The following is a 21,702-nucleotide window of genomic DNA, read 5'->3' as shown; positions in this document are numbered from 1 at the left end:
GGTGATCAGGCGGTCACGGTCTGTTCAACCAAATGGCCGCTGTCGATCCGCACGTGCCGTGGATGGAAGCGTTTCAAGCTGCTGCGATGGCCAACGCTGACAATACTCAGCCCCGGCAACTGATCGATCAGCGCCTGATACAGCGCCGCTTCATCCTCTTCATCCATCGCCGAAGTCGCCTCATCCATGTACAGCCACTGCGGTGCATAAAGCAACGCACGGGCGAAAGCCAGTCGTTGCTGCTCACCCGGCGAGAGCATGCGTTGCCAGTGATTGGCCTCGTCCAGTCGCCCAATCAGATGCGGCAAGCGGCAGGTTTCCAGCACTTGTGCATAACGCTCCGGCGCGTAACTGTCGCCCGGCTGTGGATAACTCAACGCCTCGCGCAGAGTGCCGATCGGCAGATACGGTTTCTGCGGCAGGAACAGATACCGCGCCGCCGGCAAACGAATGTTGCCGTGCCCCGCCGGCCACAAATGCCCCATCGCCCGCAGCAGCGTCGACTTGCCGCTGCCGGAACGGCCGCTGAGCATCACCCGCTCACCGGGTTCCACAGTCATATCGGCATTGGTCAACAGATGGCGACCATCGGCCAGATCCAGACCGAGGTTGTGCACCTTCAATTCGCTGCCCTGATTCTGCACATCGATGGCCGGGGTGCGTTCTTCGTTGTTGCTCATCGCATTGCGGAAACTCAGCAACCGGTCACACGTAGCGCGCCACTCTGCCAGTCCCTGATAAGCACTGATGAACCAGCTGAAGTTCTCTTGCACATTGCCGAAGGCCGAGTTGATTTGCATCAGCTCACCGAGTTCGATTTTGCCGCTGAAGTACCGTGGGGCAGCCACCATGAACGGAAAAATGATCGCGATCTGCTCATAACCCGAGGTAAAAAACGTCAGCCGCTTGGACACTCGCATGATGTCCCAGAAATTGTGCCAGACCAGCCCGAAACGGTTACTCAGGCGCCGGTTTTCATTCGGTTCGCCGTTGTACAAGGCGATACTCTCTGCATTCTCGCGAACCCGCACCATCGAGAAACGCAGGTCGGCTTCAAAACGTTGCTGGTTGTTGTTCAAACCGATCAGACGCCTGCCAATCAAATGCGTCAGCCAACTACCAATCACCGCGTACACCAATGCACACCAGAACATGTAACCGGGAACCGTGAAACCGAACACCTCAATGCTTCCGGAAACGCCCCACAGGATGATCGAGAACGACACCAGACTGACGACTGTGCGGATCAGACCCAAGCCAAGGGCCAGTGTGTTGGCCGTGAATTTATTAAGGTCTTCGGAGATCCGCTGGTCCGGGTTATCGGTATAGCCACCCTGCTCCAGCTGGTAGTAGTTCTTGTGCTCCAGCCACCGGGTGAAATGCTTTTCGGTGAGCCAGGCACGCCAGCGGATGGTCAGCATTTGCGTCAGATACTGGCGATACACGGAGCCGAGAATCGCCACCGCCGCGATACCGCAGAAATACAGGATCAACTGCCAGAAGGCCGCCTCGTCCTTCTTCTGCAAGGCGTTGTAAAAATCCTTGTACCAACTGTTGAGCCACACCGCGATCCATACGCTGAACAGCGTAAGCGCGATCACGGCAATCAGCAGCGTCCAGGCCTTGCCCTTCTCTTCGCTGCGCCAGTAAGGCGTGATCATCGCCCAAACCTTGCGAAAAAACTGCCCGCGCACAGCATCGTTGACCGCGGAATATTCAGCGTTCTGATTCATGGATAAGGCTCGAAATAGGAAAGAACAGACACGCACCGATCATAGATGATCGGTGCGTTTTATCGCGAGGGCTGGCGATAGTCGTTCAGCGCAGGTTCAGCGACGAACCGGGCGCTTCTGCAGTTTGCGCTGCAGGGTGCGGCGGTGCATGCCCAGGGCGCGGGCAGTGGCGGAAATGTTGCCTTCGTGTTCGGTGAGCACACGCTGGATGTGTTCCCACTGCAGGCGATCGACCGACATCGGGTTTTCCGGCACCAGACTGTCGAGGTCGGCGTGCTCGGAGAGCAACGCAGCCAGCACATCGTCGGCGTCGGCCGGTTTGCACAGATAGTTGCAGGCGCCGCGCTTGATAGCCTCGACGGCGGTGGCAATGCTCGAGTAACCGGTGAGGATCACCACGCGCATTTCCGGGTCCAGCTCCAGCAGTTTGGGCAGCAGCACCAGGCCGGAGTCGCCGTCCATTTTCAGGTCGAGCGCGGCATAATCAGGCAGGTCTGCCTGGGCGATGGTCAGGCCTTCTTCGGCCGAGCCGGCAGTGCTGACGCGAAAGCCACGACGAGCCATGGCACGGGCCATTACTCGGGTGAACGTTGCGTCGTCGTCGACCAGCAGCAAATGCGGCAGTTCTTCGCCTTCGACTTGGATTTCGTCACTCATGTTGGTCTCCTCGGGCGCCGTGGGGCAGGCGCAGCTCGGTGAGCGTGCCGCCTTCCTCATGACTATAGAGTTTCACTGAGCCGCCGGCGCGTGTCACGCTGGCCTTGCTCAAAAACAGGCCCAGGCCGAAACCTTTGCCCTTGGTGGTAAAAAACGGTTTGCCGATTTGCTCGGCGATGGCCAGCGGCACACCGGCGCCGTGGTCACGAATGCTGATGGTCACGGTTTCCGCGTCCCAGTCCAGGGTCACCTTGAGGTTTTCCGGGCAGGCGTCGGCGGCGTTGTTGAGCAGATTCAACAGCGCCTGAGTCAGGTCCGGCGGCGGCGCCATGCGCGGCACAGTGCCTTGGCCGAGGCGGTGGAAGCGATAACTGGCCTCCGGACGCATCAGATGCCAGCGGTTCAGCGCTTCGTCGAGCCAGTCAGTGACGTCCTGCATCTCGACAGCCAGACGCCGGTTGGCTTCGGCGGCCCGCACCAGTTGTTGCAAGGTCTCCTTGCAGAGTTTGACCTGATCCTGCAGCACCTTCAGATCGTCCTGCAGCATCGGGTCGGGATGGTCCTGCTGCATTTCCTTGAGCAACACGCTCATGGTCGCCAGCGGCGTGCCCAGTTCATGGGCAGCGCCAGCGGCCTGGGTGGCGACGGCGAGCAATTGCTGATCGCGCAGACCTTCTTCACGACGGATCGCCCGTAACTCTTCCTGACGGCGCAGCTCCTCAGCCATGCGCGCGGCGAAGAAGGTGATCACCGCAGCGGCCAGCGCAAAGCTCAGCCACATGCCGTAGATCTGCAGGTTTTCACGGGCGACCGGCAAGGTTTCCAGCGGATAGAAACGCGTCAGCATCACGGTGTACAGCGCCAGCGCGATGCCGGACAGGATCACCGAATAGCGCCATGGCAGCGTCACGGCGGCGATGGTCAGCGGCACCAGGTAGTAGGAAACAAACGGGTTGGTCGAACCGCCGGAGAAATACAGCAGCGCACTGTGGATCACCAGATCACAGGCCAGCTGCAGCGCATATTCGAGTTCGGTCACCGGCCACGAAGTGCGCAAACGCACGGCAGTGAACACGCAGAGCAGCGTCGAGCAGCCAAGGGTCATCGCCAGTTGCACCCACGGCAACGGCAACAATTGCAGCCAGTAGGCCAGGCCTACGGAGCCAGCCTGCGCGGCGAGCACCAGGGTGCGGATGAAAGTCAGCCGCCAGAGGTTCTGGCGAGTGGCGGAAGTCAGTTGTACGGGGGCGAGCATGAGCTCTCCTGATGAGCGCTCCAGGCGGATCGCACGGAGTATAACCAACGCGCGGCCTTGAGAGGCGAAAGTGCGGCAAACGACCACATGGCGGAAACATCTTCGGCGGCTATAAGGACGCCTTCGCGAGCAGGCTCGCTCCCACCTTTGAAATGCATTCCCCTGTGGGAGCGAACCTGCTCGCGAAGGGCTGCGCAGCAGCCCCGGCCATCTGTATAGAAGTTGTAACTGGGCGAACCGGATCATAAAAGCTAGAGTCTGATGGTTTCACGCAGGCCCCCGAACCATCACCTGCGCCCTCATCAAGGAGCTTTCATGCACACATTTCGCCGCAGCGCCGCCCTTCTCGCCCTGACCGTCGGCAGCATCGCCAGCCTTCCGGCCCTGGCCGCCGATGAGCTGCACTACAACCAGATTTCCCTGCGCGCCGAAGTCAGCACGGAAGTGGCCCGCGACCTGATGATCGTCACCCTCTACACCGAAGAACAAAACACCGACCCGGCCAAACTCGCCGCCGACGTCAGCACCACCATGAACAAGGCCCTGGCCCAGGCCAAGCAAGTCAAAGACATCACCTTGCGCCAAGGCAGCCGCAACAGCTACCCGATCTACGACACCAAAGGCCAGAAGATCACCGGCTGGCGTGAACGCGCCGAACTGCGCCTGGAAAGCGCCGACTTCGCCGCCCTGTCCAAACTCACCGGCGAACTGCTGGGCGACCTGAAAATGGGCGGCATGGACTTCGCCATCGCCGACCCGACCCGCAAATCCAGTGAAGACCAGTTGCTCAAAGAAGCAGTGACCGCCTTCAAGGCCCGCGCCCAACTGGCCACCGACGCACTGGGCGGCAAGGGCTACAAAATCGTCAACCTGAACCTCAACAGCAACGGTTATCCGCAGCCGTACCTGCGCGCACCGATGATGATGAAAGCGGCGGCGATGGATTCGGCGCCGGTGACACCGGAAGTTGAAGCGGGCACCAGCCAGGTGAGCATGACGGCAGATGGCTCGATTGAAGTGTTGATGCAGTGATTTGATCTGCGCTGAATGAAAAACCGGCGATCAGAGCATGGTCGCCGGTTCCACCCTACAACCCCCGCAAAGCAGGCGACAACGTTGATAGGTCAGACAAGCCTTCTACTGTTCTAGAGGTTTAAGTCCCAATCGCATCGACGATGCGCTGTGCATCTTCCCTCGTAGCGCATAACTGTGAATAAGGGGTTCCGTCCTTATAACAAACTTGAAAGCGGGAGGCGCCCCATTCATATTCGTAAATCTTGAAGGCTTTGTAGTCAGTAATAATCGGATAACTCATGGTCAAGTCCTTATGTGTTTTCGTTCAAGCCTCTAAGTCGCTCCTTGCAGTAGCGGAACGTACTCGGCTTGAAGAAATACTCAGGCGCATTGGAAAGATTATCTACTGTCATAAATTACAGGTTTTCGGTGAACTTCATATCGAATTGAAATAAGCCATTGAGTCAAGCATTCATCTGCTTATGAAACCAAAAAACCGGGCCGTTACTGGTGACAATCACCATTCTTGTACCTGGAATTTTTGGTGAATGAACCGGCTCCATAGCGAGCACGCTCGCTCCTACAAGGGGAACGCGTTCCACCTGCTCGCGAAGAACGATAAAACGGTCTCAGGTCTGCGGATCAACCCGATCCAGCGCCCGATTCACCGCCAACTCGGCCAGCATAATGATCTGCTGAATCGCCAACGCCGTATTACGCTCGGGCCGACCCAGTTGATCGGCAAAGTTACCGGTTAACGTGTTCGCCGACGCCAGTGACTCACAGGCATGCGTCAGCAGGCTTTCGGTGTCGATGTTCGGCTGGATCAGGAACATCGTGCTGGGCTGCCGGGGTTTGACCGGGTCGGGGCTGAGGTAGAAATCCAGGGCGCGTTTGATGGCTTCGCGGGTTTTGATCTGGTCTTCGGCGCGGATGGCGTCTTCGAGTGGGGTATCGAGGGGTGGGTCAGGTATCAATTTATCCATGGAAAATTTCCTTATGAACTGACGCCATTCATTTCCGATCTCACTCGAGAAATGAGGTGGCAACTATGTACGGAGTGAGATTACCGGTAAGGAAACCAACCCGGCCGGACAAAGTCCGCCCGTACATAGCCGCCATAAAAACTGCTGACAGCATGAGCTGGCGGCGATTATGGAGGGGCTTGTGCAGGTTTCCAAATTCAATAACCGGGAATCTCACCTCCCGATCGCTGAGTTTTCAGCGACACCCAGAGCCTAAAGAGCGCACGTCCGACGGACAACCTGAAAACCTTGTGGGAAGGTTCTGGTTATTTGCATCAGATTTAAACAGCCAAAAGCCAACCCTCACCCTAGCCCTCTCCCAGAGGGAGAGGGGACTGACCGTGTTGTTTGGGAGAGTTACGCCGACGTGCGATTGCCGTGTTGAACTCAGATTCTGAAACAGATCAAAAGCCCCTCACCCTAGCCTTCTCCCATAGGGTGAGGGGACTGACCGTGTTGTTTGGGAGAGTTACGCCGACGTGCGATTGCCGTGTTGAACTCAGATTCTGCAACAGATCAAAAGCCCCTCACCCTAGCCCTCTCCCAGAGGGAGAGGGGACTGACCGTGTTGTTTGGGAGAGTTACGCCGACGTGCGATTGCCGTGTTGAACTCAGATTCTGAAACAGATCAAAAGCCCCTCACCCTAGCCCTCTCCCGGAGGGAGAGGGGACTGACCGAGTTGTTTGGGAGAACTACGCCGACGTGCGATACCGCGTCGAACTGAGGCTTTGAAAAACACACAAATCGGCCCCCTCTCCCTCCGGGAGAGGGCTGGGGTGAGGGGCGAATCCACCAAAAAACCAAAGCCGAACACCCGCTCTTCACCACTCACTAGGCCGAGTGTCAGCTCGCCTGCTTTTGATCTTGATCCACGGGCGACGTCGGAAGGCTGAGCGGAGGGATTGATCCGGGCGTGGGAGCGCAGCGACCGTTTGGCGAAGCCAAACACAGCGGGAGTAGGTGCAGCGAAGCAAACCGGAGACGCTGCGCCCGGATCGATCCCGCAGCGAAGGGACCCCGAGCCCCAGCGAGCGGGCCGCACGTAGGAGCAAGCGTTTTTTGCTTACTTTTTTTGGCGTTTGAAAAAAAGTGAGTCGCCGTAAGGGCGAAACCCTAAGCCGCCGTTACCGCAGCAACGGATATACACACAAGCGCTAGATATACCGAGATAGACACTTCAACAGGAAAAACGATATTTCCGCCAACACCCCCGCCCCAGCTACTCTTCCACGATTACCACCGCCGATTCCCCGGGGACCCCATGCCAAGATCCACCCTAAAACCGCTCTTGATCTCCCTCGCACTAACCGCCATAGCCCCAATCGCCAACGCCGCCACAACCCTGGTCTACTGCTCCGAAGCCAGCCCCGCCGGCTTCGACCCCAGCCAATACACCAGCGGCACCGACTTCGACGCCTCCGCCGAAACCGTCTTCAACCGCCTCACCCAATTCAAACGCGGCGGCACCGACATCGAACCCGGCCTGGCGACAAAATGGGACGTCTCCAGCGACGGCCTGCAATACACCTTCCACCTGCGCCAAAACGTAAAATTCCACACCACCGACTACTTCAAACCCACCCGCGACTTCAACGCCGACGACGTCCTCTTCACCTTCCAGCGCCTGCTCGACCCGGATAACGCCTTCCGCAAGGCCTACCCCGCCGAGTCCCCGTACTTCACCGACATGGGCCTCAACACCACAATCAAATCGGTAGAAAAAAGCGACGAGCAAACCGTGCGTTTCAACCTCAACAACGTCGACGCCGCCTTCGTGCAAAACCTCGCCATGAGCTTCGCCTCGGTGCAATCTGCCGAATACGCCGCGCAACTGTTGAAGGAAGGCAAAGCCGCCGACCTCAACCAGAAACCGATCGGCACCGGCCCGTTCGTGTTCAAGCGCTACCAAAAGGACTCGCAAATCCGCTACGCCGCCAACACGGCCTACTGGAAACCCGAAGACGTGAAGATCGACAACCTGATTTTCTCGATCACCCCGGACGCCGCCGTGCGCCTGCAAAAACTCAAGGCCGGCGAATGCCAGGTCAGCGGCTACCCACGCCCGGCCGATATCGAAGTGATGGAAAAAGCCCCGAATCTGCGCGTGCTCAAACAGGCCGGTTTCAACCTCGGTTTCCTCGCCTACAACACCACCCACGCGCCACTCGACCAGCTCAAGGTGCGACAGGCGCTGGACATGGCCATCGACAAACCGGCAATCATCAAAGCCGTCTACCAAAGCGCCGGCCAGCTGGCCCAAAACGCCTTGCCGCCGGCGCAATGGTCGTATGACCCGAACATCAAGGACGCTCCCTACGACCCGGCAAAAGCACGGGTGCTACTGAAAGAAGCAGGGGTTGCGCCGGGTACAACCATCAACCTTTGGGCGATGACAGTGCAACGCGCCTCAAACCCGAATGCGCGGATGTCGGCGCAGATGATCCAGCAGGATTGGGAGAAAATCGGCATCAAGGCCAACATCGTCAGCTACGAATGGGGCGAGTACATCAAACGCGCAAAAAATGGCGAACACGACGCCATGATCTATGGCTGGACAGGTGACAACGGTGACCCGGACAACTGGCTGGGCGTGCTCTACAGCTGCGCGGCGGTAAAAGGCAGCAACTACGCCAAATGGTGCGATCCGGCCTACGACAAACTGGTGCAACAGGCCAAGTTGTCCACCGACAAAGATCAACGGGTAAAACTGTATCAACAGGCGCAACTGATCCTCAAACAGCAGGTGCCGATCACACCGATTGCCAACTCCACGGTGTTCCAGCCGCTGCGCAAGGAAGTCACTGACTTCCGGATCAGCCCGTTCGGTCTAACCCCCTTCTATGGCGTGGGTATAAATAAGTAACACCAAGCCCCAAGGCGGCGCGCACAACGTGACCGGCGCACCGTTTTGGGGCCTCATTTGCACCGTAAAAACCACCCGCAAACGGTCAAATGCGTCAGAAGTTATACAGATGCGACATTAAGGTACGTTCGTGCCACGCTTTGAGGCCAGCAGTCGTTCTGGATCTTGCAATGGGTATGGCCCCTGCATAAGTATCCGCAGGCACGACTCACGAGGTCGTACCTCACAACTAAAAAATGACAACAAATCATGAGGCCAACATGCTTAAACACGCGGTCATTCCGTTTTTAGTCGGCGCAGGCTTGTTAGCCTCCGCACCTTTCGCATCCGCTGCGACTAACCTGGTGTTCTGCTCCGAAGGCAGCCCGGCCGGTTTCGACCCAGGCCAGTACACCACCGGAACCGACTTCGACGCCTCAGCCGAAACCATGTTCAACCGTCTGACCCAGTTCGAGCGCGGCGGCACCGCCGTGATTCCTGGTCTGGCGACCAAGTGGGACATCTCCGATGACGGCCTGACTTACACCTTCCACCTGCGTGAAGGCGTCAAGTTCCACACCACCCCGTATTTCAAGCCGACTCGTGAGTTCAACGCCGACGACGTGCTGTTCACCTTCAATCGCATGATTAACAAGGATGACCCGTTCCGTAAGGCGTACCCGACCGAATTCCCGTACTTCACCGACATGGGGATGGACACCAACATCACCAAGATCGATAAAGTCGACGACCACACCGTCAAGTTCACTCTGAAAGAAGTTGATGCCGCGTTCATCCAGAACATGGCGATGAGCTTCGCCTCGGTACAGTCCGCCGAGTACGCAGCGCAGCTGCTGAAAGAAGGCAAGGCTGCCGACATCAACCAGAAGCCGATCGGCACTGGTCCGTTCGTGTTCAAGAGCTATCAGAAAGACTCCAACATCCGTTACACCGGCAACAAGGATTACTGGAAGCCTGAGGATGTGAAGATTGACAACCTGATCTTCGCCATCACCACCGACCCGTCGGTACGTATTCAGAAGCTGAAAAAGAACGAGTGCCAAGTCACCCTGTTCCCGCGTCCGGCCGATCTGAAAGCGCTGAAAGAAGACAAGACCCTGAAGATGCCTGACCAGGCTGGCTTCAACCTGGGTTACATCGCCTACAACGTGATGGACAAGGTCAAGGGCAGCAACGAGGCCAACCCGCTGGCAGACCTGCGCGTACGTCAGGCGCTGGACATGGCCGTCAACAAGCCACAGATCATCGACTCGGTTTACCAGGGCGCCGGCCAACTGGCCGTCAACGCCATGCCGCCGACCCAGTGGTCTTACGACACCACCATCAAGGACGCCAAGTACGATCCTGAGAAAGCCAAGCAACTGCTGAAGGAAGCTGGCGTCAAGGAAGGTACCGAAATCGTTCTGTGGGCGATGCCGGTGCAGCGTCCGTACAACCCGAACGCCAAACTGATGGCTGAAATGCTCCAGTCCGACTGGGCCAAGATCGGCTTGAAAGTGAAGATCACCAGCTACGAATGGGGCGAGTACATCAAGCGCTCCAAAGGTGGCGAGAACCAGGCCATGATCATTGGCTGGAGCGGTGACAATGGTGATCCGGACAACTGGCTGAACGTGCTGTTCGGTTGCGACTCGCTCAGCGGCAACAACTTCTCCAAGTGGTGCGACAAGAAGTTCGATGGCCTCGTCAAAGAAGCCAAGCGCACGACCGATCAGGGCAAGCGCACCGAACTGTACAAACAGGCGCAACACGTCCTCAAAGATGCGGTCCCTATGACACCTATCGCTCACTCGACGGTGTACCAACCCATGCGCGCCAACGTGCAGGATTTCAAGATCAGCCCATTTGGCTTGAACTCCTTCTACGGCGTCAGCGTCAGCAAATAAGGCACTGCAGCGGCGACGTTTTTAACGTCGCCGTTGTTTTACCTGCCGGGAAGCTAGGAAATTGCCTACAACCAATTCCGCTGCGGATTACTGCAGAGGTATAGGACGCGTCGCCTTTTCCTACGAGATTTGAGGCATTTACGCATTTACTGCCAGAACCGCGGCCCCTACCGTCGGGTACTGACCAGTGTCTGCGTGGGCCACCGGTTTGCCGTACGTACTGGATTGAGCTCGATGCAACCAAAACGTCTCTGGATGAGGTGACGGTGCATTGAACAACACTAAAAAAAGAGGGAGCGTCATGCGCCATACCTTGATTTATTCCGCATTGCTGGGTGCCGGCCTGTTGGCCGCCTCGTCCGCCAGTTTCGCCGCCAGCAAAAGTCTGGTGTTCTGCTCTGAAGGCAGCCCGGCGGGCTTTGACACTGCGCAGTACACGACAGCGACCGATAACGACGCCGCCGAACCGATCTACAACCGTCTGGTCGAGTTCGAAAAAGGCGCGACCAATGTCGTTCCGGGCCTGGCAACCACGTGGGACATTTCCGAGGACGGCCTCAAGTACACCTTTCACCTGCGTGAAGGTGTGAAATTTCACACAACGCCGTACTTCAAGCCAACCCGCGATTTCAACGCCGACGACGTGCTGTTCACGTTTAATCGCATGCTCGATGCCCAGCAACCTTTCCGTAAGGCGTACCCCACCGAATTCCCATATTTCAACGGGATGAGCCTGAACAAGAACATCGCCAAGGTCGAGAAGACAGGGCCGCTGACCGTGGAGTTCACGCTCAACAGCGTCGACGCCGCGTTCATCCAGAACATCGCCATGAGCTTCGCCGCCATCCTGTCCGCCGAATACGCCGACAAGCTGCTGGCCGAAGGCAAGCCAAGCGACATCAACCAGAAACCGATCGGCACCGGGCCGTTCGTGTTCAAGAGTTATCAGAAAGACTCGAACATTCGTTACACCGGTAATAAACATTACTGGGATCCGAGCCGGGTCAAACTCGACAACCTGATCTTCGCGATCAACACCGACGCCTCGGTGCGCGTGCAGAAGCTCAAGGCTGGCGAATGCCAGATCACCTTGCATCCGCGCCCAGCCGATGTTGAAGCGTTGAAGGCCGACCCGAAACTGCAACTGATTTCCAAGCCGGGTTTCAACCTCGGCTACATCGCCTACAACGTTCGCCACAAGCCATTCGACCAGCTCGAAGTGCGCCAGGCGCTGGACATGGCGGTGAATAAACAAGGGATTCTCAACGCTGTTTATCAAGGCGCCGGCCAACTGGCCGTCAACGCCATGCCGCCGACTCAATGGTCCTACGACGACAGCATCAAGGACGCCGCCTACAACCCGGAAAAAGCCAAAGAGCTGCTCAAGGCTGCCGGCGTCAAGGAAGGCACCGAGATCACCCTGTGGGCGATGCCGGTGCAGCGCCCGTACAACCCGAACGCCAAACTGATGGCCGAAATGCTCCAGGCGGACTGGGCCAAGATCGGTCTGAAAGTGAAGATCGTCAGCTATGAATGGGGCGAGTACATCAAACGCACCAAGAACGGCGAGCACGACGTCAGCCTGATCGGCTGGACCGGTGACAACGGGGATCCGGACAACTGGCTCGGCACGCTGTACAGCTGCGATGCCATCGGCGGCAACAACTACTCCATGTGGTGCGATCCGGCTTACGACAAGCTGATCAAAGAGGCCAAGGTCGTCACCGACCGCGACCAACGCACCGTGCTCTACAAACAGGCTCAGCAATTGCTTAAACAGCAAGTGCCGATCACGCCTGTCGCCCACTCGACGGTCAACCAACCGTTAAGCGCCAGGATCGAGGGCTTCAAAGTCAGCCCGTTCGGTCGCAACGTGTTCTCGGGTGTCGGTATCGATTAAACCAAATGATTAGCCGCAATGCTGGGGGGCGCTGTCTAGCCCCTCACGCAAGCGCTTTGCCGAAATTCGCCAATCCGGCTTTTGGCAAACGTTTGCGATGTGTGAACGAGTTCTAAACCAATAACCGGCATACCAAAAAAAAGCCGGCATAAAAAGAAAGTAAAGGAGCTTCACCCATGAAACTGAGCAGCACCGCGATACTGGCCCTGGCCATTAGCAGCATCACCGCCACGGCGTACGCAGAACCTGCAAGTCAGGAGTTCGTCCCTACCACATTGGCCGGCAGTAGCGCCCAAAGCGAGGCCAAAGGCTTTATCGATGGACAAAGCCTGGGCGGCACAACCCGTAACTGGTACGCCAATGAACTGCGTCGTCGTGACGACAGCTTCAGCTACGTGAAAAACAGCGACAAATACACCTCGCCAACGGTAAGAACAAAGACCCCGCGTCGTATCAACTGGGTTCAGGGCACCATCGTCAACTACACCTCGGGCTTCACCCAAGGCACCGTTGGCGTGAGCACCGAAGTTGCCGCTTACAACGCCATCGTTCTCGACCGTGACCGCAAGGATATTGCTGGCGGCTCCAACCGCACCCTCGCCCATTCCGACGGTGATGCGGTCGACCAGTGGAGCAAACTGGGTCTGGCCAACGTCAAGTTCCGCGTGTCCAACACCACGTTGACCGCAGGTCGCCAGAACTTCAGCACGCCGATTGTCGATGTTATCGGCAACCGTCCGCTGCCTTCGAGCTTTGAAGGGATCAGTCTGCATAGCGAAGAGTTGAACAACCTGTCGTTCGACCTCGCCGGTTTCGACCGCGTCTCGCCACGTACCGAGCAGAGCCTGTCGAAATTCCGTTCCGAATACGGCGCCAACGGCGAAGAAACCGACAAGGTCTACACCGCGGGCGTGAACTATCAGCCGCTCAAAAGCCTGAAAACCAGCCTGTACGTCGCCAACGTCGAAGACTTCTGGAACCAGTACTACTTCGGCGGAACCCACGAATTGGGTGACAGCCAGGTATTGAGCCTGACCACCGGCCTGAACTACTACAAGACCGTCGACGAAGGCAAAAAGTTGATGGGCAACATCGACAACGATACCTACTCGCTGTCCTTGGGACTGACCCACCAGGCCCACAGCCTGACCTTCTCGTATCAGCAAGTGAACGGTAACGAGTACTTCGACTACCTGCACGAAACCAACGGCATCTACCTGGCCAACTCCCTGCTGTCGGACTTCAACGGCCCGAACGAGAAATCCTTCCAGATCGCCTACGGCATCAACATGGCCGAGTATGGCGTGCCAGGTCTGAAGTTCAACATCTACCAGGCTCGCGGCTGGGGCATCGACGGTACTCACTACCGTGGCACCGCTTACACCATTCCAGATGACAAGCGCGGCGATCTGAGTCTGATGGACGGCGAATCCCACTACGAATACGGCATCGGTGCTTCCTACGCCGTGCAGAGCGGTCCGCTCAAAGCCACCGCGATTCGCGCGACGTACACCACGCACCGCGCCAGCGAGCATCAGGCTGACGGCAACATCAACGAGTTCCGTCTCGTGACCACGATTCCATTCAACATCCTGTAAAAACGCCAGCCGACGGCTGACTCATGATGAGTCGGCCGTTCGGCTTTTTGTCTTCAACCGATTGCAGAGGGTTATCGATGAAAATGCTTCCCCTACGTGCGGCCATCGCGGCTGCGTTGCTGAGTGTCGCTGTCGGCGTCTCGGCCAAACCCTTGGTGGTCTGCACCGAAGCCAGTCCGGAAGGCTTCGATATGGTCCAGTACACAACTGCAGTCACGGCGGACGCTGTGGCCGAAACCATCTTCAACCGCCTGGCCGACTTCAAGCCCGGCACCACTGAAGTGATCCCGGCTCTCGCCGAGTCCTGGGACATCAGCGAAGACGGCCTGACCTACACGTTCCACCTGCGCAAAGGCGTCAAGTTTCACACCACCGAATATTTCAAGCCGACCCGCGACATGAACGCCGACGACGTGGTCTGGAGCTTCCAGCGTCAGCTGGACCCGAATCACCCATGGCACAAACTGTCGAGCGTGGGCTTCCCGTACTTTGAAAGCATGGGCTTCAAGGAACTGCTGAAAAACGTCGAAAAAGTCGACGACAACACGGTCAAGTTCACCCTGACCCGCCGCGAAGCGCCATTCCTGGCCGACATCGCGATGGCGTTCTCCTCGATCTACCCGGCCGAATACGCCGACCAATTGCTCAAGGCCAACAAGACAGGTGACTTGAACAACAAGCCGATCGGCACCGGCCCGTTCATCTTCCAGCGTTATGCAAAAGACGCGCAGGTGCGTTTCAAGGCCAACCCAGATTACTTCCGTGGCAAGGCGCCGGCTGATGCGCTGATCCTGGCGATCGCCACCGACAACAACGTGCGCCTGCAGAAGCTCAAGGCCAACGAGTGCCAGATCGCCCTGTATCCGAAACCGGATGACATCCCGAGCATCAAGAAAGACAGCAACCTGAAAGTCGATGAACTCGACGCGATGACCGTCTCGTACATCGCCATGAACACCCAGCACAAGTACATGAGTGACGTACGCGTGCGTAAGGCGATCGATATCGCCTTCGACAAAGAAGCCTATGTCAACGCGCTGTTCGGCAAAGGCAATGCGTCGGTCGCGGTCAACCCGTACCCGCCGACCCTGCTCGGCTACAACCACGACCTGAAGAACCCGCCACGTGACCTCGACGCCGCCCGCAAGCTGCTCAAGGAAGCCGGGGTTCCGGAAGGCACCGTGTTTACCCTGTTCACCCGCAACGGTGGCGGTCCGACCAACCCCAACCCGATGCTCGGCGCGCAAATGATGCAGGCTGACCTGGCGAAAGTCGGGATCAAGATCGACATTCGCGTGATGGAATGGGGCGAAATGCTTAAACGCGCCAAGGCCGGTGAGCACGACATGGTGTCTGCCGGATGGGCGGGCGACAACGGCGACCCGGATAACTTCCTGACGCCTATGCTCAGTTGCGAAGCGGCAAAAAATGGCGAGAACTATGCTCGCTGGTGCAACGAGAAATTCCAGGCACTGCTGGATGAAGCACGGGCTAAAGTAGATCCGGCCGAACGCGCAAAGCTCTACGAACAGGCGCAAGTGCTGTTTAATCAGGATCAGCCATGGATCAGCATGGCCCACACCAGGATGTTTACCGCAATGCGCAACAACGTAGAGGGCTATCACATCAGCCCTCTCACCACTAATAACTTCGCCACCACCCAGGTGAAGTAGATAAGAAACTCCCGGCGTCCCTGACCCCAGGGATGCCGGGCACGCCTAACCGGCTGATGAGGTACCACACACGATGTTTAGTTTTATTGCCCGCCGACTGGGGTTGTTGATCCCCACGTTTTTCGGCATCACCTTGCTGACTTTCGCGTTGATTCGCATGATTCCGGGCGACCCCGTGGAAGTGATGATGGGCGAACGTCGGGTCGACCCCGAAATGCACGCTCAGGCAATGGAACGCCTAGGTCTGAACAAGCCGCTGTATGCCCAGTATCTGGACTACATCGGCAAACTGGCTCACGGCGATCTCGGCGAATCCCTGCGCACGCGTGAAAGCGTATGGACCGAGTTCACCTCCCTCTTCCCGGCGACCCTGGAACTGTCCATGGCCGCCCTGCTGTTCGCCGGCATTCTGGGCCTTCTGGCCGGGGTGATCGCGGCACTCAAGCGAGGATCATTGTTCGACCACGGGGTGATGGGCATCTCCCTCGCGGGTTATTCGATGCCGATCTTCTGGTGGGGCCTGATCCTGATCATGTTCTTCTCGGTGAGCCTGGGCTGGACCCCGGTTTCCGGGCGGATCGACCTGCTCTACGACATCGAGCCGCGCACCGGCTTCATGCTGATCGACACGCTGCTGGCCGATGACGTCGGGGCGTTCTTCGACGCGCTGCATCACCTGATCCTGCCGGCCATCGTCCTCGGTACCATCCCGCTGGCAGTGATCGCGCGGATGACCCGTTCGTCGATGCTCGAAGTGCTGCGCGAAGACTACATCCGCACCGCCAGGGCCAAAGGCCTGTCGCCGTCGCGCGTGGTGTTCGTCCACGGTCTGCGTAACGCACTGATTCCGGTACTCACCGTGGTCGGCCTGCAAGTCGGCACTCTGCTCGCTGGTGCGGTTCTGACCGAAACGATTTTCTCCTGGCCCGGCATCGGTAAATGGCTGATCGAAGCCATCGGCGCCCGGGACTACCCGGTTGTGCAAAACGGCATCCTGTTAATCGCCTGCCTGGTGATTCTGGTCAACTTCGTAGTGGACATCCTCTACGGCTTTGCCAACCCACGCATCCGTCATCAGCGCTGAGGTCAATAACCATGAGCACTCCAACATCCTCAGTAGCGACTTCCGCCACCAGCGCGGATCAAAGCCTGCTGTACCCGTCACCATACAAAGAATTCTGGCAAGCCTTCTCCAAGAACAAGGGCGCAGTTGCCGGCCTGCTGTTCATGCTGTTGATCATCTTCTGCGCGCTGTTCGCGCCGTGGGTTGCGCCGCATAACCCGAGCGAGCAATACCGTGATTTCCTGCTGACGCCGCCGGCGTGGCTGGAAGGCGGTCAGATGCAATTCCTGCTCGGCACCGATGAACTGGGTCGTGACCTGCTGTCGCGTCTGATCCAGGGCTCGCGCCTGTCGCTGCTGATCGGTTTGTCGTCGGTGGTGATGTCGCTGATTCCGGGGATCCTGCTCGGTCTGTTCGCCGGTTTCTTCCCGAAGATGATTGGCCCGACCATCATGCGTCTGATGGACATCATGCTGGCCCTGCCGTCGCTGCTGCTGGCGGTGGCGATTGTCGCCATCCTCGGCCCTGGCCTGATCAACACCGTGATCGCCATTGCTGTGGTTTCGCTGCCGTCCTATGTGCGTCTGACCCGCGCGGCCGTGATGGGCGAACTGAACCGCGACTACGTGACCGCCGCGCGCCTGGCCGGTGCCGGTCTGCCACGTCTGATGTTCATCACCGTGTTGCCGAACTGCATGGCGCCGCTGATCGTGCAGGCGACCCTGAGCTTCTCGTCGGCGATTCTCGATGCCGCAGCGTTGGGCTTCCTCGGCCTTGGCGTACAACCGCCAACCCCTGAGTGGGGCACCATGCTGGCCTCGGCCCGTGACTACATCGAACGCGCCTGGTGGGTGGTGAGCCTGCCTGGTTTGACCATTTTGCTCAGCGTGCTGGCAATCAACTTGATGGGCGACGGTCTGCGCGATGCGCTGGACCCGAAACTCAAGAACGCCGCCTGAGGAGATTCCCATGTCACTGCTAGAAATCAAGAATCTCAACGTTCGCTTCGGCGACAAGACCGCGACCCCGGTGGTCGACGGCCTCGACCTGAAAGTCGACAAAGGCGAAGTACTGGCCATCGTTGGCGAGTCGGGTTCGGGTAAATCCGTGACCATGATGGCGCTGATGGGCCTGATCGAGCATCCCGGCATCGTCACCGCCGACTCGCTCAGCTTTGACGGCAAAGACATGCTCAAGCTGAGCAATCGTCAGCGTCGGCAAGTCGTCGGCAAAGACCTGTCGATGGTCTTTCAGGACCCGATGACCGCACTGAACCCGAGCTACACCGTCGGTTTCCAGATCGAAGAAGTGCTGCGTCTGCACCTGAAAATGTCCGGCAAGCAAGCGCGCAAACGTGCGATCGAACTGCTGGAAAAAGTCGAAATCCCGGGCGCCGCCAGCCGTATGGACGCCTACCCGCATCAACTGTCCGGCGGTATGAGCCAGCGCGTTGCGATCGCCATGGCGATTGCCGGCGAACCGAAACTGCTGATCGCCGACGAACCGACCACTGCACTGGACGTGACGATTCAGGCACAGATCATGGATCTGCTGCTGGCGTTGCAGAAAGAACAGAACATGGGCCTGGTGCTGATCACCCACGACCTCGCGGTCGTGGCAGAAACCGCCCAGCGCGTCTGCGTGATGTACGCAGGGCAAGCCGTTGAAGTCGGTCAGGTGCCGCAACTGTTCGACATCCCGGCGCACCCGTACAGCGAAGCGCTGCTCAAGGCGATTCCCGAGCACAGCCTCGGCGCCTCACGCCTGTCGACCCTGCCGGGTATCGTCCCGGGCCGCTACGATCGTCCACAGGGTTGCCTGCTGTCGCCGCGCTGCCCGTACGTGCAGGACAGCTGCCGCGCGCAGCGTCCAGGCCTTGATCCGAAAAGCCACAGCCTCGCCCGCTGCTTCTTCCCGCTGAACCAGGAGGTGGCGTAATGGCCGTCGTACTTACCGCCCGCGACCTGACCCGTCACTACGAAGTCTCCCGTGGCCTGTTCAAGGGCCATGCGACCGTGCGCGCACTGAACGGCGTGTCGTTCGAACTGGAAGCCGGCAAGACCCTCGCTGTTGTAGGCGAATCGGGCTGCGGCAAATCCACCCTCGCCCGTGCGTTGACGCTGATTGAAGATCCGTCGTCCGGATCCTTGAAAATCGCCGGCCAGGAAGTCGCCGGCGCCGACAAGGCCCAGCGCAAGCAACTGCGCAAAGACGTGCAGATGGTCTTCCAAAGCCCGTACGCCTCGTTGAACCCACGGCAGAAAGTCGGTGACCAGCTCGGCGAGCCGCTGCTGATCAACACCAACCTTTCCGCCGCCGAACGTCGCGAAAAAGTCCAGGCGATGATGAAGCAGGTCGGCTTGCGCCCTGAGCACTATCAGCGCTATCCGCACATGTTCTCCGGCGGTCAGCGTCAGCGTATCGCCCTGGCTCGCGCCATGATGCTGCAACCGAAAGTGCTGGTGGCGGATGAGCCGACCTCGGCACTGGACGTGTCGATTCAGGCACAGGTGCTCAACCTGTTCATGGATCTGCAGCAGGAGTTCAACACCGCTTACGTGTTCATCTCGCACAACCTTGCGGTGGTGCAGCATGTGGCCGATGACGTGATGGTGATGTACCTCGGTCGCCCGGTAGAACTGGGGCCGAAGAACGACATCTACGAGCGTCCGTTGCACCCATATACCCAGGCGCTGCTGTCGGCGACCCCGACCATTCACCCGGATCCGAACAAGCCGAAAATCAAGATCGTCGGCGAACTGCCTAACCCGCTGAACCCGCCACCGGGCTGCGCTTTCCACAAGCGCTGCCCGTACGCGACCGAGCGTTGCAGCACTGAAGAGCCAGCCTTGCGCCAGCTCGACAGCCGGCAGGTGGCTTGCCACTACGCCGAGCAGTTCCTTGATGGCGCGGCGTAAAAACCGCACTGAAACAATGTGGGAGCGAGCCGGCTCGCGAAAGCGGTGTGTCAGTCACCATTAATGTTGACTGAGAGGACGCCTTCGCGAGCAGGCTCGCTCCTACAAGGGGATGTGAGTTGTTCCTGAGTTAACCAAACCCCTTCCATCTCGATTGCGCATCAGTCGAGGCAGAAGGGGTTTTCTTTTGTCTGCGATTTACGATTGGCTATCGCCTTCGTCGTCATCAGTGTCCGGATCATCGGTGGTCGAGTCGTCGTCATCGGCGCTGCCGCCCTGCCCCTGATCGCCCGGCTCGGACTCAGACTTGGCGAGCATCAAGCCGCTGTGCCCGACCTGTCCGTTGAACGCCTGAGAATCGTGATCCTCGCACTCGGCCCAGGCCGTCGCGGTGCCGAGGGACAGCATGACCATCACTTTCAACAGCAATAAAACCCGTAGCAACCTGCTTTTCATAGCTGACTCCATCCATTTTCAGGTGAGACATTCGTGCCTGACTGGCGCTGTGTAAAATCTAGTTCCGATCCATCGGGTTCACCAGATAGGACGCTATCGAGCGCGCAGAAATGCCCTCGACAGACAGATTGCTTTCGAATAATGCCAATAGCGGGATCAGCTAAGCGACCGGGCGCACGCGCGTGGCCTGCCAAGTCAGCGGGATGGAAATCAACACCATCAGCGCACTCGCCAGCCACACACTGTGGCCGCCGAAATGACCGTACAACTGGCCACTGAGTACCGGTGACAACAGCGCACTGGCGCTCCAGCTCATAAAGAACAGGCCGAAGTACTGACCGCTTTTACCGCCTTGGGCAAAACGCATGGCCAGCACATTCAGCGGCGGCATGAAAAAGGCCTCGCCCAAGGTCCAGATCAGCGTCGACAGGCAGACGTAAAACAGCCCGGAACCGAACGGCAGCATGCCCAACCCGCACGCCAGCAACACACTGCCGAGCAGCATTTGCCGGCGCATCCCCCAACGCTCGCCCCAGTGCGACAGCGGAATCTGCAGCGCGATCACCAGCAACGCATTGAGCCCGAACTGCCAGCCGATCGCCTGGGTGCTCAACTGGTAGTAATCACGCAAATAATTGCCCAGCGTGCTGTAGACCGTATCAAACGCGATGCCAAGCACGGCCGTCGCCGCCAGCAACCACAGGAACGGTTTGTCGCGATACGGCACCCCGGAGCCTGCGTCATCCGTGGACTTTTCGTCATTGATCAGCACGGGTCGTTGCCACGTGGTACGAACAAACCAGAGCAGCGCCAACAACGTCATCGCCGCACTGCCGAAAAACACCCAGCGAAAATCGGTCTGCGCCAACACCCCGCCCGCCACACCGGCAGCCGCCATGCCGAGGTTGCGCGCCACCCGGCTCAACGCCTGCGCACGCGAGCGCTGCGCCACCTCGCAATATTCCATGATCAGCCGCTGATGCAGGGTGCGGATGGCCCCATCGATCCCCCCACTAAGCAACAGTAATGCAGCGAGCAAAGGCACCTGCGTCACCAGCCCCAGCAGGATCAGCACCCACACCGAAATAAAGAACAGCGCTGCCGTCAGCCGCGCCGTACGCACATGATCACTGAGCCAGCCACCGAGCATCGACCCCACCAGCAAACCCGCGCCGTACGCCGACAGTAACCAGCCAACCGTCTCGATCGCCAGCCCCAGTTCCTGACGCAGATACAGCGCCATGAACAGCTTGACCATGCTGCTCAAGCGATTGATGAACAACAGCGCCGCGAGTACCCAGGCCATCACGCCGAAATAACCGTTCAGCCGTAGCAGGTGAGTCAGTCGACTCGTCATTCCATTGACCTCTCAAAGCGACTTGCGTGGAGCTGGAACACTAACGGTCAGCAGGCGGGTTGTCGCGTTCGAGAACATCGAGATCACAAAAAACCGAGTCGTCCTACAGCCATTGCGCGCGTTAAAACCGTGCCGAAGATCAAAAGCCCCTCACCCTAGCCCTCTCCCGGAGGGAGAGGGGACTGATCGCGGTGCTTGGGAGAGCAACGCCGACATGACATACCGAGCCGAACTCAGATTCTGAAACAGATCAAAAGCCCCTCACCCTAACCCTCTCCCGGAGGGAGAGGGGACTGATCGCGG

17 protein-coding genes are annotated in these 21,702 nt (G+C 58.6%); 10 read left to right on the top strand and 7 right to left on the bottom strand.

Features of this window, described 5'->3' with window-relative positions:
* Window positions 1-5: 5 nt before the first annotated feature.
* The 3 genes from CKW26_RS19275 to CKW26_RS19265 form a co-directional block, all read right to left on the bottom strand.
* Complete coding sequence (locus tag CKW26_RS19275; RefSeq protein ID WP_095049739.1) at window positions 6-1,733, bottom strand: ABC transporter ATP-binding protein/permease; 1,728 nt, start codon at window positions 1,731-1,733, stop codon at window positions 6-8.
* Between the two features lie 96 nt (window positions 1,734-1,829).
* A complete protein-coding gene (locus CKW26_RS19270) occupies window positions 1,830-2,390 on the bottom strand; it encodes a response regulator transcription factor (RefSeq protein WP_003221630.1) in 561 nt (186 codons plus the stop codon).
* Window positions 2,383-3,645: an ATP-binding protein gene (locus CKW26_RS19265; protein ID WP_038357512.1), complete on the bottom strand. Its 1,263-nt coding sequence runs from the start codon at window positions 3,643-3,645 to the stop codon at window positions 2,383-2,385. Before CKW26_RS19265 ends, CKW26_RS19270 begins: the two co-directional genes overlap by 8 nt.
* 315 nt (window positions 3,646-3,960) lie before the next feature.
* Here CKW26_RS19265 and CKW26_RS19260 point away from each other — a divergent pair, with 315 nt between their 5' ends.
* The gene (locus CKW26_RS19260) at window positions 3,961-4,677 is read left to right on the top strand and encodes an SIMPL domain-containing protein (protein ID WP_016984326.1); all 717 of its coding nucleotides are present in this window, start codon (window positions 3,961-3,963) and stop codon (window positions 4,675-4,677) included.
* A 121-nt stretch (window positions 4,678-4,798) separates the two neighbouring features.
* On the opposite strand, the gene CKW26_RS30075 is transcribed toward CKW26_RS19260, so the two are convergent.
* Together CKW26_RS30075 and CKW26_RS19255 are read right to left on the bottom strand one after the other, a co-directional pair.
* Window positions 4,799-4,960, bottom strand: coding sequence for a hypothetical protein (locus tag CKW26_RS30075; protein ID WP_176471283.1), 162 nt, complete (start codon window positions 4,958-4,960; stop codon window positions 4,799-4,801).
* A gap of 328 nt (window positions 4,961-5,288) precedes the next feature.
* Window positions 5,289-5,645, bottom strand: coding sequence for a DUF6124 family protein (locus CKW26_RS19255; protein WP_095049738.1), 357 nt, complete (start codon window positions 5,643-5,645; stop codon window positions 5,289-5,291).
* A 1,301-nt stretch (window positions 5,646-6,946) separates the two neighbouring features.
* On the opposite strand from CKW26_RS19255, the gene CKW26_RS19250 reads away from it, so the two are divergent.
* The 9 genes from CKW26_RS19250 (at window position 6,947) to CKW26_RS19210 (ending at window position 19,586) form a co-directional block, all read left to right on the top strand.
* Window positions 6,947-8,548: an ABC transporter substrate-binding protein gene (locus CKW26_RS19250; protein WP_095049737.1), complete on the top strand. Its 1,602-nt coding sequence runs from the start codon at window positions 6,947-6,949 to the stop codon at window positions 8,546-8,548.
* Window positions 8,549-8,808: 260 nt separating this feature from the next.
* Window positions 8,809-10,434, top strand: coding sequence for an ABC transporter substrate-binding protein (locus tag CKW26_RS19245; RefSeq protein WP_007917611.1), 1,626 nt, complete (start codon window positions 8,809-8,811; stop codon window positions 10,432-10,434).
* 301 nt (window positions 10,435-10,735) lie between these two features.
* Complete coding sequence (locus CKW26_RS19240; RefSeq protein ID WP_095049736.1) at window positions 10,736-12,334, top strand: ABC transporter substrate-binding protein; 1,599 nt, start codon at window positions 10,736-10,738, stop codon at window positions 12,332-12,334.
* A gap of 176 nt (window positions 12,335-12,510) precedes the next feature.
* Window positions 12,511-13,932, top strand: coding sequence for an OprD family porin (locus CKW26_RS19235; RefSeq protein ID WP_093435862.1), 1,422 nt, complete (start codon window positions 12,511-12,513; stop codon window positions 13,930-13,932).
* Between the two features lie 77 nt (window positions 13,933-14,009).
* Window positions 14,010-15,605 (top strand): ABC transporter substrate-binding protein, encoded by a 1,596-nt coding sequence (locus CKW26_RS19230; protein WP_095049735.1) that lies wholly within the window; start codon window positions 14,010-14,012, stop codon window positions 15,603-15,605.
* A gap of 73 nt (window positions 15,606-15,678) precedes the next feature.
* Window positions 15,679-16,689, top strand: a complete 1,011-nt coding sequence (locus tag CKW26_RS19225) for an ABC transporter permease subunit (RefSeq protein WP_075947650.1) — start codon at window positions 15,679-15,681, stop codon at window positions 16,687-16,689.
* A gap of 11 nt (window positions 16,690-16,700) precedes the next feature.
* Entirely contained in the window at window positions 16,701-17,627 is a 927-nt protein-coding gene (locus CKW26_RS19220; RefSeq protein ID WP_095049734.1) for an ABC transporter permease subunit, read from the top strand.
* 10 nt (window positions 17,628-17,637) lie between these two features.
* On the top strand, window positions 17,638-18,606 hold the full coding sequence (locus CKW26_RS19215) for an ABC transporter ATP-binding protein (RefSeq protein ID WP_095049733.1): 969 nt from the start codon (window positions 17,638-17,640) through the stop codon (window positions 18,604-18,606).
* A complete protein-coding gene (locus CKW26_RS19210) occupies window positions 18,606-19,586 on the top strand; it encodes a peptide ABC transporter ATP-binding protein (protein ID WP_007917625.1) in 981 nt (326 codons plus the stop codon). Before CKW26_RS19215 ends, CKW26_RS19210 begins: the two co-directional genes overlap by 1 nt.
* A 198-nt stretch (window positions 19,587-19,784) precedes the next feature.
* Here CKW26_RS19210 and CKW26_RS19205 read toward each other — a convergent pair whose 3' ends face one another.
* Both CKW26_RS19205 and CKW26_RS19200 read right to left on the bottom strand, forming a co-directional pair.
* Entirely contained in the window at window positions 19,785-20,042 is a 258-nt protein-coding gene (locus CKW26_RS19205) for a hypothetical protein (protein ID WP_095049732.1), read from the bottom strand.
* A 160-nt stretch (window positions 20,043-20,202) separates the two neighbouring features.
* Window positions 20,203-21,399, bottom strand: coding sequence for an MFS transporter (locus CKW26_RS19200; RefSeq protein ID WP_095049731.1), 1,197 nt, complete (start codon window positions 21,397-21,399; stop codon window positions 20,203-20,205).
* Window positions 21,400-21,702 lie beyond the last annotated feature (303 nt).

Source organism: Pseudomonas sp. Irchel s3h9, from assembly GCF_900187475.1.
Taxonomy (GTDB): domain Bacteria; phylum Pseudomonadota; class Gammaproteobacteria; order Pseudomonadales; family Pseudomonadaceae; genus Aquipseudomonas; species Aquipseudomonas neuropathica.
This window is presented reverse-complemented; position numbering and strand designations above follow the sequence as displayed.

Coding starts and splice junctions, on each gene's coding strand:
- CKW26_RS19205 (WP_095049732.1), bottom strand. CDS start 20,042: ATGAAAAGCAGGTTGCTACGGGTTTTATTGCTGTTGAAAGTGATGGTC.
- CKW26_RS19255 (WP_095049738.1), bottom strand. CDS start 5,645: ATGGATAAATTGATACCTGACCCACCCCTCGATACCCCACTCGAAGAC.
- CKW26_RS19200 (WP_095049731.1), bottom strand. CDS start 21,399: ATGACGAGTCGACTGACTCACCTGCTACGGCTGAACGGTTATTTCGGC.
- CKW26_RS19225 (WP_075947650.1), top strand. CDS start 15,679: ATGTTTAGTTTTATTGCCCGCCGACTGGGGTTGTTGATCCCCACGTTT.
- CKW26_RS19260 (WP_016984326.1), top strand. CDS start 3,961: ATGCACACATTTCGCCGCAGCGCCGCCCTTCTCGCCCTGACCGTCGGC.
- CKW26_RS19275 (WP_095049739.1), bottom strand. CDS start 1,733: ATGAATCAGAACGCTGAATATTCCGCGGTCAACGATGCTGTGCGCGGG.
- CKW26_RS30075 (WP_176471283.1), bottom strand. CDS start 4,960: ATGAGTTATCCGATTATTACTGACTACAAAGCCTTCAAGATTTACGAA.
- CKW26_RS19215 (WP_095049733.1), top strand. CDS start 17,638: ATGTCACTGCTAGAAATCAAGAATCTCAACGTTCGCTTCGGCGACAAG.
- CKW26_RS19250 (WP_095049737.1), top strand. CDS start 6,947: ATGCCAAGATCCACCCTAAAACCGCTCTTGATCTCCCTCGCACTAACC.
- CKW26_RS19230 (WP_095049735.1), top strand. CDS start 14,010: ATGAAAATGCTTCCCCTACGTGCGGCCATCGCGGCTGCGTTGCTGAGT.
- CKW26_RS19265 (WP_038357512.1), bottom strand. CDS start 3,645: ATGCTCGCCCCCGTACAACTGACTTCCGCCACTCGCCAGAACCTCTGG.
- CKW26_RS19245 (WP_007917611.1), top strand. CDS start 8,809: ATGCTTAAACACGCGGTCATTCCGTTTTTAGTCGGCGCAGGCTTGTTA.
- CKW26_RS19240 (WP_095049736.1), top strand. CDS start 10,736: ATGCGCCATACCTTGATTTATTCCGCATTGCTGGGTGCCGGCCTGTTG.
- CKW26_RS19270 (WP_003221630.1), bottom strand. CDS start 2,390: ATGAGTGACGAAATCCAAGTCGAAGGCGAAGAACTGCCGCATTTGCTG.
- CKW26_RS19210 (WP_007917625.1), top strand. CDS start 18,606: ATGGCCGTCGTACTTACCGCCCGCGACCTGACCCGTCACTACGAAGTC.
- CKW26_RS19220 (WP_095049734.1), top strand. CDS start 16,701: ATGAGCACTCCAACATCCTCAGTAGCGACTTCCGCCACCAGCGCGGAT.
- CKW26_RS19235 (WP_093435862.1), top strand. CDS start 12,511: ATGAAACTGAGCAGCACCGCGATACTGGCCCTGGCCATTAGCAGCATC.